Annotated in this window: 12 protein-coding genes and 2 tRNA genes; 13 read left to right on the top strand and 1 reads right to left on the bottom strand. The window is 58.1% G+C overall.

Annotation, left to right across the window (positions count from 1 at the left end; all coding sequences use genetic code 11):
* The first annotated feature begins 100 nt into the window (after positions 1-100).
* The 8 genes from ppnN to A7D17_RS04970 all read left to right on the top strand — a co-directional run bounded on the left by ppnN (position 101) and on the right by A7D17_RS04970 (position 8857).
* Positions 101-1486 carry a nucleotide 5'-monophosphate nucleosidase PpnN gene (gene ppnN / locus A7D17_RS04940; RefSeq protein ID WP_064508076.1) on the top strand — a complete coding sequence of 462 codons (1386 nt, stop codon included), beginning with the start codon at positions 101-103 and terminating at the stop codon, positions 1484-1486.
* 176 nt (positions 1487-1662) lie between these two features.
* On the top strand, positions 1663-2178 hold the full coding sequence (locus A7D17_RS04945; protein WP_064508077.1) for a GspH/FimT family pseudopilin: 516 nt from the start codon (positions 1663-1665) through the stop codon (positions 2176-2178).
* A complete protein-coding gene (pilV, locus tag A7D17_RS04950; protein WP_064508108.1) occupies positions 2178-2654 on the top strand; it encodes a type IV pilus modification protein PilV in 477 nt (158 codons plus the stop codon). Before A7D17_RS04945 ends, pilV begins: the two co-directional genes overlap by 1 nt.
* The gene (locus tag A7D17_RS22525; protein ID WP_082861747.1) at positions 2651-3817 is read left to right on the top strand and encodes a PilW family protein; all 1167 of its coding nucleotides are present in this window, start codon (positions 2651-2653) and stop codon (positions 3815-3817) included. The genes pilV and A7D17_RS22525 overlap by 4 nt, the downstream gene beginning before the upstream one ends.
* Positions 3818-3820: 3 nt before the next feature.
* A complete protein-coding gene (locus tag A7D17_RS04955; protein ID WP_064508078.1) occupies positions 3821-4330 on the top strand; it encodes a pilus assembly PilX family protein in 510 nt (169 codons plus the stop codon).
* 10 nt (positions 4331-4340) lie between these two features.
* Positions 4341-8264 (top strand): pilus assembly protein, encoded by a 3924-nt coding sequence (locus A7D17_RS04960; RefSeq protein WP_193395312.1) that lies wholly within the window; start codon positions 4341-4343, stop codon positions 8262-8264.
* Between the two features lie 12 nt (positions 8265-8276).
* Positions 8277-8726, top strand: coding sequence for a type IV pilin protein (locus A7D17_RS04965; RefSeq protein ID WP_064508080.1), 450 nt, complete (start codon positions 8277-8279; stop codon positions 8724-8726).
* 54 nt (positions 8727-8780) lie between these two features.
* Positions 8781-8857 (top strand) — tRNA-Asn (locus A7D17_RS04970).
* 53 nt (positions 8858-8910) lie between these two features.
* Here A7D17_RS04970 and A7D17_RS04975 read toward each other — a convergent pair.
* A complete protein-coding gene (locus A7D17_RS04975; RefSeq protein ID WP_064508081.1) occupies positions 8911-9453 on the bottom strand; it encodes a GspH/FimT family pseudopilin in 543 nt (180 codons plus the stop codon).
* A gap of 141 nt (positions 9454-9594) precedes the next feature.
* Here A7D17_RS04975 and uvrB point away from each other — a divergent pair, with 141 nt between their 5' ends.
* From uvrB to A7D17_RS05000, 5 genes are all read left to right on the top strand, one after another.
* A complete protein-coding gene (gene uvrB / locus A7D17_RS04980) occupies positions 9595-11616 on the top strand; it encodes an excinuclease ABC subunit UvrB (protein WP_064508082.1) in 2022 nt (673 codons plus the stop codon).
* A 96-nt stretch (positions 11617-11712) separates the two neighbouring features.
* A tRNA-Val gene (locus A7D17_RS04985) sits at positions 11713-11787 on the top strand.
* A 598-nt stretch (positions 11788-12385) separates the two neighbouring features.
* Complete coding sequence (locus tag A7D17_RS04990; RefSeq protein WP_064508083.1) at positions 12386-12628, top strand: hypothetical protein; 243 nt, start codon at positions 12386-12388, stop codon at positions 12626-12628.
* Positions 12629-12664: 36 nt separating this feature from the next.
* The gene (locus A7D17_RS04995; RefSeq protein WP_064508084.1) at positions 12665-14332 is read left to right on the top strand and encodes a type IV secretory system conjugative DNA transfer family protein; all 1668 of its coding nucleotides are present in this window, start codon (positions 12665-12667) and stop codon (positions 14330-14332) included.
* 372 nt (positions 14333-14704) lie between these two features.
* The gene (locus A7D17_RS05000) at positions 14705-15100 is read left to right on the top strand and encodes a hypothetical protein (RefSeq protein ID WP_064508085.1); all 396 of its coding nucleotides are present in this window, start codon (positions 14705-14707) and stop codon (positions 15098-15100) included.
* Positions 15101-15125: the final 25 nt, after the last annotated feature.

Raw genomic sequence — 15125 nt, forward strand, 5'->3', positions numbered from 1 at the left:
CTAGCGTGTCGAAGTAGTAAAAAACGGCCGGGGTCTCCCGGCCGTTTTCTTTTGTGCGGGTGAGTACGCTAAAGTCTTCGACAGACGACAGGAGCAAGCTATGGAACTCAGCAGTACGGCAGCACGGGCGCTGCCGGTAGTGGATGCGCGGATCTATCCGCGTGGTGGCCTGGACGTGCTGTCCAAGGCGGAAGTGGCCCGGCTACGTGACGCCTCCAGTGGCGGTATGCACGAGTTGTTGCGTCGCTGCGCGCTGGCGGTACTGACCAGCGGCAGCGCCTCGGACGACCCGCGTGCTGCGCGCGACCTGTATCCGGATTTCGACATCCAGGTGAACCAGCAGGACCGCGGCATCCGCATCGATCTGATCAATGCTCCGGCGATGGCGTTCGTGGATGGCGAGATCATTCGTGGCGTGGCCGAGCTACTGTTCGCTGTGGTGCGCGACCTGGCCTACATGGCCATCGAACTGGAAGCGCAGCGCGGCGATCTGGATACCAGTGAAGGCATCACCAACGCGGTGTTCGGGCAGCTGCGCAATGCGCGCATCCTGCAGCCGTCGGACCCGAACCTGGTCGTGTGCTGGGGTGGGCATTCCATCTCGCGCGACGAATATCTGTACACCAAGCAGGTGGGCTATGAGCTCGGCCTGCGTGGCCTGGACATCTGCACGGGCTGCGGCCCGGGCGCGATGAAGGGCCCGATGAAGGGCGCCACCATTGCGCATGCCAAGCAGCGCAAGCACCACACGCGCTACATCGGCGTGACCGAGCCCGGCATCATCGCGGCTGAGTCGCCTAACCCGATCGTCAACCATCTGGTGATCATGCCGGACATCGAAAAGCGCCTGGAGGCGTTTGTCCGCATCGGTCACGGCATCCTGGTGTTCCCGGGCGGCGTCGGCACGGCCGAGGAGATCCTGTACCTGCTCGGCATCCTGCTGCGCGAGGAAAATGCCAGCCTGCCGTTCCCGTTGATCCTGACCGGCCCGACCATCGCCGCACCGTACTTCGAGCAGATCGACCGCTTCATCCGCCTCACTCTAGGCGAGGCGGCCGCCTCCCGTTACGAGATCATCGTCGGCGACCCGGTCGCCGTGGCACGCCGCATGGCCGAGGGCATCCACGAGGTGCGCGCGCACCGCAAGGACCAGAAGGATTCCTACTACTTCAACTGGTCGGTGCATATCCCGCTCGAGTACCAGCAGCCGTTCGTGCCCAGCCACGAAGCCATGGCCGCCCTGGACCTGCACCACGGCCGCCCGGCACCTGCACTGGCCGCCGACCTGCGCCGCGCCTTCTCCGGCATCGTCGCCGGCAACGTCAAGGAAGACGGCATGCGCCGCATCGAGGAGTTCGGTCCGTTCGAGATCCATGGTGACCCGGACATCATGCAGGCCCTGGACGAACTGCTGCGCGGCTTCGTCGAGCAGCGCCGGATGAAGATCTCGGGGGATTACCGGCCTTGTTATTGGGTGGTGACTTAGGCGCTGGTAGGCCAGCTCCTGGTTGGAAGGAAATGGCCTGCTCAGCCCTGGAATCAGGGCATAACCGATTCTCGTCGCTACGTCGACACGCCCAAAATGACCGTTCGTCCCCCCAACGCTTGCTGTTGGGGGGGCGTCCGACGCATCTTGCGGGGGTCACGCTGGGGAGCGTTCCAATGTCTTTTCGCCGATCTGCCGGCTTTACACTTGTTGAATTGATGATCGCAATTGTCGTGCTGGCAATCTTGCTCACGATTGCGTTTCCGAGTTTTCGCGGGGTCATTCGTTCCAATCGCGTAGCGAGCAGCACCAACGAAACCATCGGGTTGTTATCGCTTGCTCGCAGCGAGGCAATCAGGAATCGCCGGGGCGGCGGGGTGTGTGGAAGCGCGTCCGGAGCAGCCTGCGATAACAACTGGGGGGCGGGGATGCTCGCGTGGGCGGACACCGACGGTGATGGAGCCTTCAAGAACGGCGACACGGTCTTGCGTTTCGTCTCGATAGACAGGTCACTGGCGAGTTCCGGTCCCTCTGGTGCTGCCATAGCTTTCGATGGGCGCGGCCGCAGGCTCGCTGCCATCAACCAGCAAATTACATTGCAGCCAACCATGTGTGATGGGCAAGCATTGCGCCGCACGTTGACAGTTAACGGTGCCGGCCAGATCACTTCTCAGAAAGGTGCCTGCCAATGATGTATCGCCGAAAGCTTGCTTTACGCTCGCGGTCCCATGGCTTCAGCCTTCTTGAGGTGTTGATTGCCATTGTCGTTCTTGCATTTGGTTTGCTGGGGTTTGCACTGTTGCAGACGGCCAACGTCCGGTTTGTGCAGAGCGCCAACTACCGTACCCAGGCAACCAATCTCGCTTACGACTTGCTCGACCAGATGCGCAGCAATCGTTTTCAGTCGGCTTGGTACACCGACGCGACCTTTTCTGCCAACACGGTGACAGTCGCAGGTTGCAGCCGTCCGCTTGGAGCCGACCTCGCCATTTCCAGCAATATCACACGCTGGAAATGCCAAGTTGTGCAGGCATTGGGCGAGGGTGCTAGTGCCACCGTGCTCAATGCCAATGGCCAAGTGACTGTAGGCATCAGTTGGGGCGACCAGCGTTGGGATGCAAGCAATCCTAATGCACTCACCACCTTCACCTTGGTATCTCAATTATGACCGGCCGCTTCTCATCAAGGCACGCCACCGCCGGCATCAGCCTGATTGAAATGATGATCGCCATGGTGATCGGCCTAGTGTTGATGCTGGGAGTGATCCAGGTCTTCTCGGCATCCCGTACTGCATCCATGCTCGCCGAAGGTAATGCTCGGGCCCAGGAGAATGGGCGGTTTGCCCTGGAATTCCTGCAACGCGATATTCGAATGGCAGGGCATTTCGGTTGCGTCAATGATCAGGCACACTTCGTCCGAGGCGAAGGCGATCCGGTTGTCACCACCGGCGCTGCAACCGGGTCGGGCCATCCACTGGACTTCACTGTAAGCATCCAAGGCTATGAGGCTCCCAACACAAAGCCGCCAGGCACATTGACGCTCGGGGCCAGCTGGGCCGTGCCGGCGAACCTGCCGACAGCGATCTCCAAACTCAATCCTCGTGGTGGAAGCGATATCCTCGTCTTGCGCTATCTGGCGCCAGAAAGCGTGCCGATCACAGCATTGACCTCTGGTAGTAACAGCGTCGTTGGCTTTGACGCCAACGCAGGCGCACGTTTGACCGAAGGTGGGCAGACAGCGCCAAACCTGTTCGGCATCGCAGATTGCAGCCATGCAACTGTATTCAAGGGTGTCTATGCCAGTGGCAAAGTCACCGCCAGTGGTACGAATCTATCCAGTTATTCCACCAGGCCTAGTGGTCAGGCATTGATTTATCGGGCCGAGTCGCTGGTTTACTACGTTGGAACATCTGCAACATCAGGCGAACCTGCTCTGATGCGTGCGCGCTCCAATGGTGTAGACGATTATGCTTCGCCGGAGGAGCTAGTCGAAGGTATCGAGAATCTGCAGTTGCTGTTTGGTCTTGATCAAACTCAAAACATGTCTACTACTGCGCCGCCTCTGGGAAATATCAATACTCAGGCAATAGCGAGCGATGTCTCTGTCGGAGCTGATGCTGCGGCAGCTGCTCAATGGAGGCGGGTCGGACAGGTTCAGGTTGGCATACTGGCACGCAGTCCATCACCTTCAACGGCGGAAAGACCCGCAAGCGCCTTGCGTAATCCTAGTGCACTAGGAGTGTCGTTTGCGCCGGCGGCACAGGCCGACGGGCGGTACAGAATGACTTACGAGTCTACGATCGCATTGCGTAATCGACTGTTCGGAAACTAACTCATGAATGCAACCATTCGTTTGCGTCCTATATCGTTCCGCCAGCGTGGTGCAGTGCTGTATGTCGCCCTGATCATGTTGATCTTGTTGGCATTGATCGGCATCGCGGGAATGCAGGTGGCGGGAATGCAGGAAAAGATGGCATCCAATTATCTGGCAACCAACATCGCTTTCCAGAATGCGGAAGGTGTGACGCGACGAAGCGAGCGTGCCATCGAGGCAATCGCCAATCGCACGGATGCGCCAGCTGGCGCACCATTGGTCGATACCGATATTCAGCAAAACTGTGATGTTGCCTTCGATCCGGTCGCTTGGGGTCGCAGCAAGGCGACAACCGTCAACCAGGCGGTCAATGTGCGTCGAATTGACTCCTGCATCATTGGTGGGGGATCGCTTGCGATGGGGGAGCCACTGGACCCCGTAACACCGGTCTATCAAATCACCACGTTCGCCAACGATGCCGCGACGGATGCCTCGTCATCCGCATCGATCGACACAATTTTCAAGCTCTGAGGCTGCCGACATGTCCCGTCGCATTTTTCGAACCGCTGTCGTCTCCGCGATCGTGCTTGCCGCAGCTGGCGGCTACTTCGTCTACAGTCTAATTGCTGCGCAAGGGCAAGGTGCCTTGGCGCAGTCTCCGCTGAATAACGCGACATCCATTCCACCGGCTTTCATCATGGCGGTCGATGACTCAAACTCGATGACGTTTGAGCGCATCTTCAAGGGTGGAGATGGGCGGTTACGCTGGAATGGTACGAGTTTCTTTAGCTCTGCTGGTGTATTCTCTGAAGTGGGTGGGAGTTGTCAGTATCAAGTTGGCAGGAATACGTTTAATTACAACGACTGCTATCTTTATCTCTTTCCATTTCCTGATTATAACTCTTCATATGACCCTGGCGTGGCTATCCCGCCGCTTGATCAATTCGGTTTTGCGAGGTCGTCAGCATATAATTCAGGTTATTATGATCCAAGTATCACTTACGATCCGTGGAGCCTAGCCGTAGGCAATTCTACCAACAAGGGTTTGTGGCCGGCCGCTGATTTTGATAGAGCAAGAGCAGATTCGCGCGATCCCCAAGTTTACGGAGGGAGTGATAGCGACATAAAGATGAGTAAGTACAACACTATTGTGAGTCTTGGCACTCGCAGAGAGAGTGCAGACGACAGCCCGTTTAGGTTTATGGCTGGAATGACGATTCCTGCTCAGACACGGTATCGCACATCAGCAAATACCAGGGTGTGTAATACCAGTAACAATAATGGGCTCGCTGGGACAAATGGGTTTTGGATAACGCTTAATTCTAGCGTTTCAGTGGTTGCCGATTGCTCTGTACAGATTTCCTATATCCCTGCAACGTTCTATCTGCCAGCAGCGGCGCCTGCGCCTCCTGGATACCTGGCTAGCGATGTGAATCGCCCGATCATCGCGAATGCTTGTGGTCCTGGCTGCAATTTGCGCCGTTATCAGATATTGCAGGCAAATTACGACCCGGCCACAACTGCGTATGATGACGCGAAGAAAAATTTTGCGAACTGGTTCCAGTATCATCGAAATCGGATTCTTTCCATTATCGGGTCTGAATCACGAGCATTGGCTGCCGTTGATAAAATGCGGGTTGGTTACTTTACCATCAACAATCTGTCCCCGGTAACCATGTTCAACATCGACGACGATGCTTCACGAACTTCATTGTTCGAGCAGATTTATCGTCTCGAGCCCAGCGGTGGTACGCCAAATCGTAGTGCCGTCGATTATCTTGGGAAGCAATTTTCACGAACCGGGGATGGTGCACCTGTGTTGCGTGCATGTCAGAAGAATGGCGGCATGCTATTCACCGATGGCTATACAAATACTAGTAATACCGTCAGTGGGTATGGTAACGCCGACTCTGCTGGTACGGTGGATTTTCCTAATGCGCCATTCGCTGATGCTTACAGCAATACGATTGCCGATATCGCTGCGACCTATTACTCGGGTACTTCTACTCCACTGGTGACTGGTCCAAGTTTTCCCGCAGGCCTGGTGCCCGTGGACGATAAGTGCGCAACGCTCTCTAAAACGTCCGCTGATTGGAAGCGACTGGACTGCCAGAAGGATCTGCATATGAATTTCTATGCGATCACGCTGGGGGCTCAGGGCAATATATATGAGGTCAATCAGGCAGCCACTACCGATCCCTACGCAAATGCTCCTGACTGGAATTCCAATGGTAATCCGAGTTCCGATGATGATGGTCGTGTCATTGACGAGCTTTGGCATGCGACCGTTAACAGCCGTGGCCAGTTCATCAATGCCAAGAGTCCTGCGGAAGTAACTGGTGCTATGCGACGTGTGCTTTCGGCTGCTAGCGCCGCCAATTCGCCTTCCGGAACCTTGGCATTGACGGGCGCGCGCATTGGGGCTGGTTCATTGACGGTTTCGCCAGAATACGAGATCAAGAACAATGGAACCGATTGGTCCAGTAAGCTGAAAGCTAGTCAGGCCTCGGTTGATCCAGTGACGCGAGAGGCACGCTTTACGCCATTCTGGGAAGCTTCTGAACAGATGCCGGCGCCTGCTGCTCGCAATGTCTTCTTTAACGATGGCAGTACTGTGCGTAAGTTCGACGACACGACCGTCAGTCTCAGCGGTCTTTGTGGGCTCTCTCAAACACTGTATCCCGGTCAAGCGCTTTGCTCAACGCAGGACCTGACCGATCTTGGGGCGACCGCTGCAACCGCGGCCAGTTATTTACTGGGTGATCGAAGCGGTGAGATCCAGCAGAAGGGCAAATTGCGCGATCGCAGCACGGTACTCGGCGACATCATCAACTCCGCGCCGTTGATCAGCGCGCCTGTCGATGACTACGGATACCGTGCTTTGGGTGGAACACTGGGAACAAGCTATACCAATTACTTGAATGCCAAGCGTACCAATCAAGGCTACATGGTATACGCGGGCGCAAATGACGGCATGCTGCATGCCTTCGACGGGGGTATGAATGGGAGTGGTACCGTCACCGGTGGTGGCGGACGTGAGCGCTTTGGATATATTCCGGCGACCTCCTATGGCCACATGGGTAATCTGCTGCTGCCTTATCAATCCAACAAAGGATCTGCTCAACCGTTCGATCATCGCTATTTTGTCGATGGTCCGCTTGCGGTGGGAGATACCTACTACAACAACAGCTGGAAGACGACATTGGTTGGTACGACTGGTGCCGGCGGCCGTGGCGCGTTTGCGCTGGATGTGAGCAGCCCGGGCGCCTTCGGTGTTGGGAGCCGCTTGTGGGAGATTAACGATCTCAGTGGTGATGCAACCGTGCGTTCCAATATCGGACACGTGCTCGGCAAGCCCGTCATTGTTCCGGTACGCGCTGCCAATGGCTCGGTGAGTTGGAAGGCGATCTTCGGTAACGGCTATGACAGCGCTGGCGGCAAGGCGGTATTGTTCGTGGTTGATATCGGGACGTCTTCAACCCCGGTCGTCCGTATGATTGAGGCAACGGAGCCGGGGAACGCGATCAGTGGTCGGAACGGGCTGGGCAATATCATTGTCCTGGACCGCGTGGACAATCTAACGATCGATCAGGCCACGGGTATGCCGGCTCGGACACGGGATGGCTATGCCGACACGGTTTATGCGGCCGATCTTCGTGGCGCTGTCTGGAAGTTCGATCTTAACTCGACCGCAGCCTCGGTGACCGTGCCTGTATTCACCACGGGTACGTACACCGAAGGTGGGCGGACCTACCGTCAGCCCATTACTGGTGGACTGCAGGCCGCTTCCGGTGAAAATGGGGGGGTTCTCGTGCTGTTTGGCACAGGTAGCTTTTCGTTCAACGACGACAGCCTGTCAAGTTCTACCCAACACATCCAAAGCCTGTACGGTTTTACAGATCAGGTTGATGGCGTGATCACTACGGCGCTGACGAGGGCGAACCTCACACCCTATTCGGTCGCGACTGCTGCGAGCGGCACGACGCGCAGCTTACAGGTAGGTGCTGCGCCGACAACAACGCTTGGTTGGTATGTGGATTTGCCTGCCGGTGAGCGGTTCGTGGGTTATCCGGAACTCGTTTCGGGAATTCTCTTCATGCCCACCTATGCGCCACTTGCTGCAAGTAGCGGCTGCAGCACCGATGGTGTGAACTGGTTGTTTGGTTTGAACCCGCGTACCGGTGTAGGTGCATTGTCGGGCGTTCGAATGGGGGGGGTCAGTGGTTCTACCCTTGCCACTGGTTCTGCCGGTATTTCGCTAAACACTGGCGGAAACGCCCCTGTCAAGGATGTGGGTGTATCGGTCGTGCCCCGTCTTGAACCCAAAGTCAATCCAAAAGATGGCTCGGCCGCGCCAGCGGTCCCGGCAGGTGCCGGTTGCTGGATGGTCGTCAACGTGGCGGGTGCCGCACCCATGTACGTTCCTTATCCATGTGGCCGCCAATCCTGGCGCCAGATCCAGTGACGGAGATATCCAATGTCGCTAAGCCTGTCTCGTTCCTTCCTTCATCGGTTATCTCGGCGTGCCGAGGGCAATGGATTCACCTTGATCGAGTTGATGGTGGTCGTCGCTATCGTCGGGATTCTGGCGGCAGTGGCTTATCCTTCCTACGCTGAACATATCCGCAAATCGCGCCGCGCGCAGGCCAAGGCGGATCTGGTTGAATACGCGCAACTGGCCGAGCGCTCGCACACGACGAACAACACCTATGCGAGTTTTCTTTTCGGCAACGGCTCGACGACCATCCAGTCGCCGCGTGAGGGTGGTACTGCCCATTACACCATCAGGTTCGTTGGTAACCAGTCCACTTTCACGATAACTGCCACGCCGCAGGGCGGCCAGGCCAGGGATGCGTGCGGCACGATGACGTTGAACCAAGCGGGCGTGAAGACGCCGAGTGCGACCACTACCCAAGGCTGTTGGTAGCTTAAGCTTGGGGTGTTGCACTATCGAAAGCTTGCATCTAGAATACGCCTCCCCGCCCGAATAGCTCAGCCGGTTAGAGCACTTGACTGTTAATCAGGGGGTCGTTGGTTCGAGTCCAACTTCGGGCGCCAAGATGTTGAAGAGGCCGCGACTAGTCGCGGCCTCTTCGTTTTCTGGCGGAGGCTCAGTGCATCGGGCAATTGGTTGGCTGCTTGTAGCGGACGGATCGCGTTCGTCCTGAGTTGTTGACGATTACGTCCGCAAGACGATGCGCGCCGGCACACAGGCTGATCGTGATGTTGGAGCCGCTGTTGCGGCCGTTTGGAAGGAAGCGCACCACAGGTCTGCCAATCGTTCCGGTGATGCTGATGTTGTCGCTTGCTGCATAGCGCTCGACTCGCAAGATGGAGTCTGCGCCTGCGGGGTGCCCATTGCGTAGGGGATCCTGGAAAAGGATCCATCCTTGGCTCCAGTTCTTGTCCGATCGGCAACTCGCCCCATCGGCCGATGGGCAGATGCTGACAGGCAGCCGCTGCGTGACCGCCAGACTCCTGGCGGTCGCCAGATGCGCGGTGAGCAGGTGGACCCGCGCCTGTGCGCGCTGCCATTCGATCAGCGCCCTGAAGCTGGGCAGGCCGATGGTCGTCAGGATCCCGATGATCGCCATCACGATCAGTGACTGAAGCGCGGTGTACCCTTTTTGGCACGAACGAGTCGCTGCTTGCATTCGTCCTGCTCCTGCATTGGAGCAAGCAGTCTCTAAGGTGATCACATCTCAGGTAACGTCTGTCCCTACGTGGCGGGATGTCAGATTTTTACCAAAGGTGACCTCCGTTTTTTCGTGCAGCCTTCCCCCGAGATCCGCTCCATGACCGATCGTTTTGAGCTCGTATCCCCGTATTCCCCAGCCGGCGACCAGCCGGCGGCCATTGACAAGCTGGTGGCCAACTTCGAGGCTGGCCTGGCCAAGCAGACCTTGTTGGGGGTGACCGGCTCGGGCAAGACCTACACCATCGCCAATGTCGTGCAGCAGGTGCAAAAACCCACCTTGGTGATGGCGCCGAACAAGACGCTGGCGGCGCAGTTGTACGGCGAATTCAAGTCGTTCTTTCCGAACAATGCGGTCGAGTACTTCGTCAGCTATTACGATTATTACCAGCCTGAGGCCTACGTGCCGTCGTCTGATACCTTCATCGAGAAGGACAGTTCGATCAACGAGCACATCGAGCAGATGCGCCTGTCGGCGACGAAGACGCTGCTATCGCGTCGCGACTCGCTGGTGGTTGCGACGGTGTCAGCCATCTACGGCCTGGGCGCGCCCGAAGATTACCTGTCGCTGCGCCTGATCCTGTCGATCGGCGAGCATATCGACCAGCGTCAGTTGATCCGGCATCTCACCGACCTGCAGTACACCCGCAACGAATTCGAGCTCAGCCGCGGCGCGTTCCGCGTGCGCGGGGAGGTGGTGGACGTGTTTCCGGCCGAGTCGGATACCGAGGCCTTGCGGATCGAGTTGTTCGATGGCGACGTCGAGCAGCTGACCCTGTTCGATCCGTTGACCGGCGAAACCCTGCGCAAGCTGCAGCGCTATACCGTGTACCCAAAGACGCACTACGCCACCACGCGCGAGCGCACGCTCAGCGCCGTCGATACCATCAAGGAGGAGTTGAAGGAGCGCCTGGAGCAGCTGTACTCCCAGAACAAGCTGGTGGAAGCGCAGCGCCTGGCGCAGCGCACCCAGTTCGATCTCGAGATGATGGCTGAAGTAGGCTTCTGCAACGGCATCGAGAACTACTCGCGGCACCTCACCGGCAAGGCGCCGGGCGAGCCGCCGCCGACCCTGTTCGACTACCTGCCGCCGGACGCGTTGCTGGTCATCGACGAGTCCCACGTCACCATTCCGCAGATCGGCGCGATGTACAAAGGCGACCGCTCGCGCAAGGAGACGCTGGTGGAATTTGGCTTCCGGCTTCCGTCGGCGCTGGACAACCGGCCGCTGCGCTTCGAGGAGTGGGAGGCGCGTTCGCCGCGTAGCATCTATGTCTCCGCAACGCCGGGGCCTTATGAATTGCGCGAGTCTGCCGGCGAGATCACCGAGCTGGTAGTGCGGCCGACCGGCCTGATCGATCCGGTGGTCGAGATCCGCCCGGTCGGTACCCAGGTCGATGACCTGATGTCCGAGGTGCACGAGCGCATCAAGCTCGGTGATCGTGTGCTGGTCACCACACTGACCAAACGCATGGCCGAAAATCTCACCGAATACCTGGGCGAGCACGGCATCCGCGTGCGCTACCTGCACTCGGATATCGACACGGTCGAGCGTGTGGAAATCATCCGCGACCTGCGCCTGGGCAAGTTCGACGTGCTGGTTGGCATCAACCTGCTCCGCGAAGGTCTGGACATGCCGGAGGTGTCGCTGGTGGCGATCCTGGATGCGGACAAGGAGGGCTTCCTGCGCTCGACCGGCTCGCTGATCCAGACCATCGGCCGCGCCGCACGCAATCTGCGCGGCAAGGCGATCCTGTATGCCGACAAGATCACCCGTTCGATGCAGGCCGCGATCGACGAGACAGATCGCCGTCGCGAGAAGCAAGTCGAGTACAACCTTGAGCACGGCATCACGCCCAAGTCCGTGGCACGCCCGATCTCCGACATCATGGAGGGCGCGCGCGAGGATGCGGCCGAGAAGAAGGCCGGCAAAGGGCGCTCGAAATCGCGCCAGATTGCCGAAGAGACCCCCGACTATCGCGCGATGAAGCCTGCGGAGATTGCCGGCAAGCTCAAGAGCCTGGAGCAGAAGATGTACCAGCATGCCAAGGATCTGGAGTTCGAGGCAGCGGCGCAGATTCGCGACCAGATCCAGAAGTTGAAGGCCGCCAGCCTGGGGTAGGGCGAAGTGGCGCACAAAGCGCTGGGAGGGCTTGTGGTCGGTAAAACCCTGCGCTAGAATGCGCGCCCTGCACAGCGCAATGCTGACGCAGGATTCGGGCGGTTAGCTCAGCGGTAGAGCACTACCTTGACATGGTAGGGGTCACAGGTTCGAACCCTGTACCGCCCACCACTCCAAGTCCAGATGGTACGGCGACTTGAGTGGTTACAGGATCAGCAGCGACGCCTGCCCACTGACGTTAAAGTGATTTCCTCAGAAGACTTGGCAGCCTCGGCGCGCGCGTAGTCAGGTCACCGGCAAGTAATTCCGCTCGCTTTGCCTTACCGAAATGCAGTTGACAGAGAGTCGTGCCGCCGCCGGTCGTGCCGGCTGCGCAATGAGCCAGGGGGGGGCATTACATGCAGATGTCCTGCGTAGCGCGAGCCGGTGGCGCTGGCATGTGGAGTGTCCCCTGGCGCGGATTGGCCAGTGGTGGCGCAACCTAATTTGCGTGACGCCATCGCCTGATGCCTGGCCGAAGTCTGTTGGCGTGCGATACCGCGCAATGGCTCGGAGTATGTGATAAGGGCATGCAATGCTGGCAACAGCGGAGCCGTTCGCCAGCGCATGTTCGTCTGCCGCCGCATCGGCGAAGGGCCACAAAAGTTCCAACTGAGCGCTCGAAGTAGGGTCGCTCGACGTGTGAAGTCATCGGGCCGCCGAAACCGCTTTCTCCGTCACACGTCTTGCTTTAGCATCGCCTCCGCGCTGACGGAAAGGAAGGCTGGCGATGGACGAGTATCAGCACACTGTGCTGACCAGAGGGGGGTATCGCATCGTGGCGATCACGCGCGACGAGGTTTATGCTCCCGACGCGGTGGTCGCGTATGCGGTCGTGACCGATGCGGGGACGCGAATCACGCCGGATCTTTCCTTGGATCAAGCCAAGGTGTGGATCGATTCGCTCGTCGAAAGCGAGAGCGGAGGGCGCAAGACGGACCTGATTGACCACAGACCCGTCGTCCGTCGATAGATCGCCGTCCAGATGCAAGCCTAAGGAGAAGGGCACATGTCCAAAGCCAAAATTATTGCGATTGCCACTGCGGTGGCAGTGCTCGCCGGATATCTGTTGTCCGGCTATGTGACCCTGCTGCTGCTGCGGCTCGATACAGGCCTGTATAGCTGGGACACCTATTACCGCTACTTCAGCGCGCTGGGCTTGCCGCAAGTTGCTCCCTATGCGACCAAGATCAAGATGGCCGGTGCCATCGGCTTCGGCGTTTCGGCGCTCGTCTGGATCATCGGTATTGCTCTCGCGCTTAAGCCCAGGGCGCCCGCGCTGCACGGCGACGCGCGCTTTGCCGGGGCTGCCGATCTCTCCAAACACGGCCTATTCAAGCCAAGCGGTAACGGCATCGTCGTCGGTAAGTTCAACGGCAAGTTGGTGCGTCTGAGCGGACAGCAATTTGTGATCCTCGCCGCGCCGACGCGCTCAGGCAAGGGCGTCGGCGTCGTCATCCCCAACCTGCTTGAGTACCAGGAGTCGATCGTTGTCCTGGACATCAAACAGGAAAACTTCGATCTGACCAGCGGCTGGCGCGCCAGCCAGGGCCACGAGGTCTTTCTCTTCAATCCGTTTGCGGAAGATCGGCGTACCCATCGCTGGAATCCCCTGACTTACGTGTCGAACGATCCCGCATTCCGGGTTTCGGACCTGATGAGTATCGCGGCCATGCTGTATCCGGATGGGTCGGACGATCAAAAATTCTGGGTCAGCCAGGCGCGCAATGCGTTCTTGGCCTTTGCCCTGTATCTGTTCGAGAACTGGGATGAGGAGCTGTCGCTCGGTTTCCCGGGCGGAGCAGGGGCGCCCACGCTTGGAGGAATTTACCGCCTGTCGTCGGGTGACGGTACCGATCTCAAGAAGTACCTGAAGTCGCTGTCCGAGCGCAGGTTCTTGAGCGGCAATGCCAAGTCGGCTTTTTCCAACATGCTGTCACAGGCGGATGAGACCTTCGCGTCAATCATGGGCACCCTGAAGGAGCCGCTCAACGCGTGGATCAACCCCGTGCTGGATGCGGCCACCAGTGCTGACGACTTCATGTTGACGGATCTGCGCAAGAAGAAGATGACGGTCTACATCGGCATCCAACCGAACAAGCTCGCCGAGAGCCGCCTGATCATCAACCTGCTTTTCAGCCAGATCATCAACCTCAACACCCGCGAGCTGCCCAAGTCCAACCCCGAGCTCAAGTACCAGTGCTTGCTGCTCATGGACGAATTCACCTCGATCGGCAAAGTCGATATCATTGCGACGGCAGTAGCCTACATGGCCGGCTACAACATCCGTCTGTTGCCCATCATCCAGAGCATGGCGCAGCTGGACGCGACCTATGGCAAGGACCTGTCGCGCACCATCATCACCAACCACGCCCTGCAGATCCTGTACGCACCGCGCGAACAGCAGGACGCGAACGACTACTCGGAGATGTTGGGCTACACCACCATCAAGAAGAAGAACATCACCCGCGGCAGGGAGACTACCCACAGCGTGTCCGAAGAGCGGCGTGCACTGATGCTTCCCCAGGAGCTCAAGGCGATGGGGAACGAGAAGGAAGTCTTTCTGTATGAAGGCATTCCGCATCCCGTGAAATGCGAAAAAATCAAATACTATGAGGACAAATATTTCACATCGCGTCTGCTACCTAAGGCAGTTGTGCAGCCTATTCAGTTTTGATGTGACGCAGGCCCCAATTTTGTGCTGTACTGAGCATATTTTGCCGAAATTTTAACTAATGCTTGACGTGGCTTCGCAGTCAGTGCAGATTTGCAAGGCGCACGTGATGTGCAGTCGGGACGGCGTCGGGAACGGCGCCTTCGGGGTACAACATGGAACGTTTTCGATGATTTTCAATGAAACCAGCATCTTCCGCCGCCACCGTCTTTTGGGGGCTTCGACTGTTTGTGTCGGGCCACAAGCGTTGGGCTGCGGAAGGCAGTTCTGGGTTCATGTCGAGCCAATGGCAGATGTGAATCCTTTTGGCGAAAGCCTTCACTCCCGCCATGGAGATGTAGCGTGAGGCAAGCGCAATTCCTAAAAATATGTGTGATGTCGGGTGCAGTCATCTTGCTCAGCGCCTGCGCGACCAAGGCTGCTCCTGATTTCGGTGGACGATGGAAGCCGGTCAATCGGTTTGCCAAGACAACTATGGAGATCCCGCTCTATAAGTCCTACGTCTATCAAGCAACGCCGATGGATGGAACATTGAAGGCAATGCTTGAGCGGTGGGCCAAGGACTCAAGCATGGAGCTGGATTACAAGATCCTTTCGGACTACACCCTATACGGCGCAGTGTCCGAGATCGCCAGTACAAACGTGAGCGAGGCTGCGTCTAGTCTGAGCACGGTGTATGCAGCGCAAGGAGTTTCCGTGTCGGTTGCGGGCAACAAGATTGTCGTACAGCCGGCCGCCTCCTCTGTGTCCGGACCTGCATTGAATCAATAAATTTATTCCGTCGCCTCTCTGTTAG

The organism is Xanthomonas floridensis, assembly GCF_001642575.1.
GTDB lineage: Bacteria > Pseudomonadota > Gammaproteobacteria > Xanthomonadales > Xanthomonadaceae > Xanthomonas > Xanthomonas floridensis.

Coding starts and splice junctions, on each gene's coding strand:
- A7D17_RS05000 (WP_064508085.1), top strand. CDS start 14,705: ATGTCGGGTGCAGTCATCTTGCTCAGCGCCTGCGCGACCAAGGCTGCT.
- A7D17_RS04995 (WP_064508084.1), top strand. CDS start 12,665: ATGTCCAAAGCCAAAATTATTGCGATTGCCACTGCGGTGGCAGTGCTC.
- A7D17_RS04965 (WP_064508080.1), top strand. CDS start 8,277: ATGTCGCTAAGCCTGTCTCGTTCCTTCCTTCATCGGTTATCTCGGCGT.
- A7D17_RS04990 (WP_064508083.1), top strand. CDS start 12,386: ATGGACGAGTATCAGCACACTGTGCTGACCAGAGGGGGGTATCGCATC.
- A7D17_RS04960 (WP_193395312.1), top strand. CDS start 4,341: ATGTCCCGTCGCATTTTTCGAACCGCTGTCGTCTCCGCGATCGTGCTT.
- A7D17_RS04955 (WP_064508078.1), top strand. CDS start 3,821: ATGAATGCAACCATTCGTTTGCGTCCTATATCGTTCCGCCAGCGTGGT.
- uvrB (WP_064508082.1), top strand. CDS start 9,595: ATGACCGATCGTTTTGAGCTCGTATCCCCGTATTCCCCAGCCGGCGAC.
- pilV (WP_064508108.1), top strand. CDS start 2,178: ATGTATCGCCGAAAGCTTGCTTTACGCTCGCGGTCCCATGGCTTCAGC.
- A7D17_RS22525 (WP_082861747.1), top strand. CDS start 2,651: ATGACCGGCCGCTTCTCATCAAGGCACGCCACCGCCGGCATCAGCCTG.
- ppnN (WP_064508076.1), top strand. CDS start 101: ATGGAACTCAGCAGTACGGCAGCACGGGCGCTGCCGGTAGTGGATGCG.
- A7D17_RS04975 (WP_064508081.1), bottom strand. CDS start 9,453: ATGCAAGCAGCGACTCGTTCGTGCCAAAAAGGGTACACCGCGCTTCAG.
- A7D17_RS04945 (WP_064508077.1), top strand. CDS start 1,663: ATGTCTTTTCGCCGATCTGCCGGCTTTACACTTGTTGAATTGATGATC.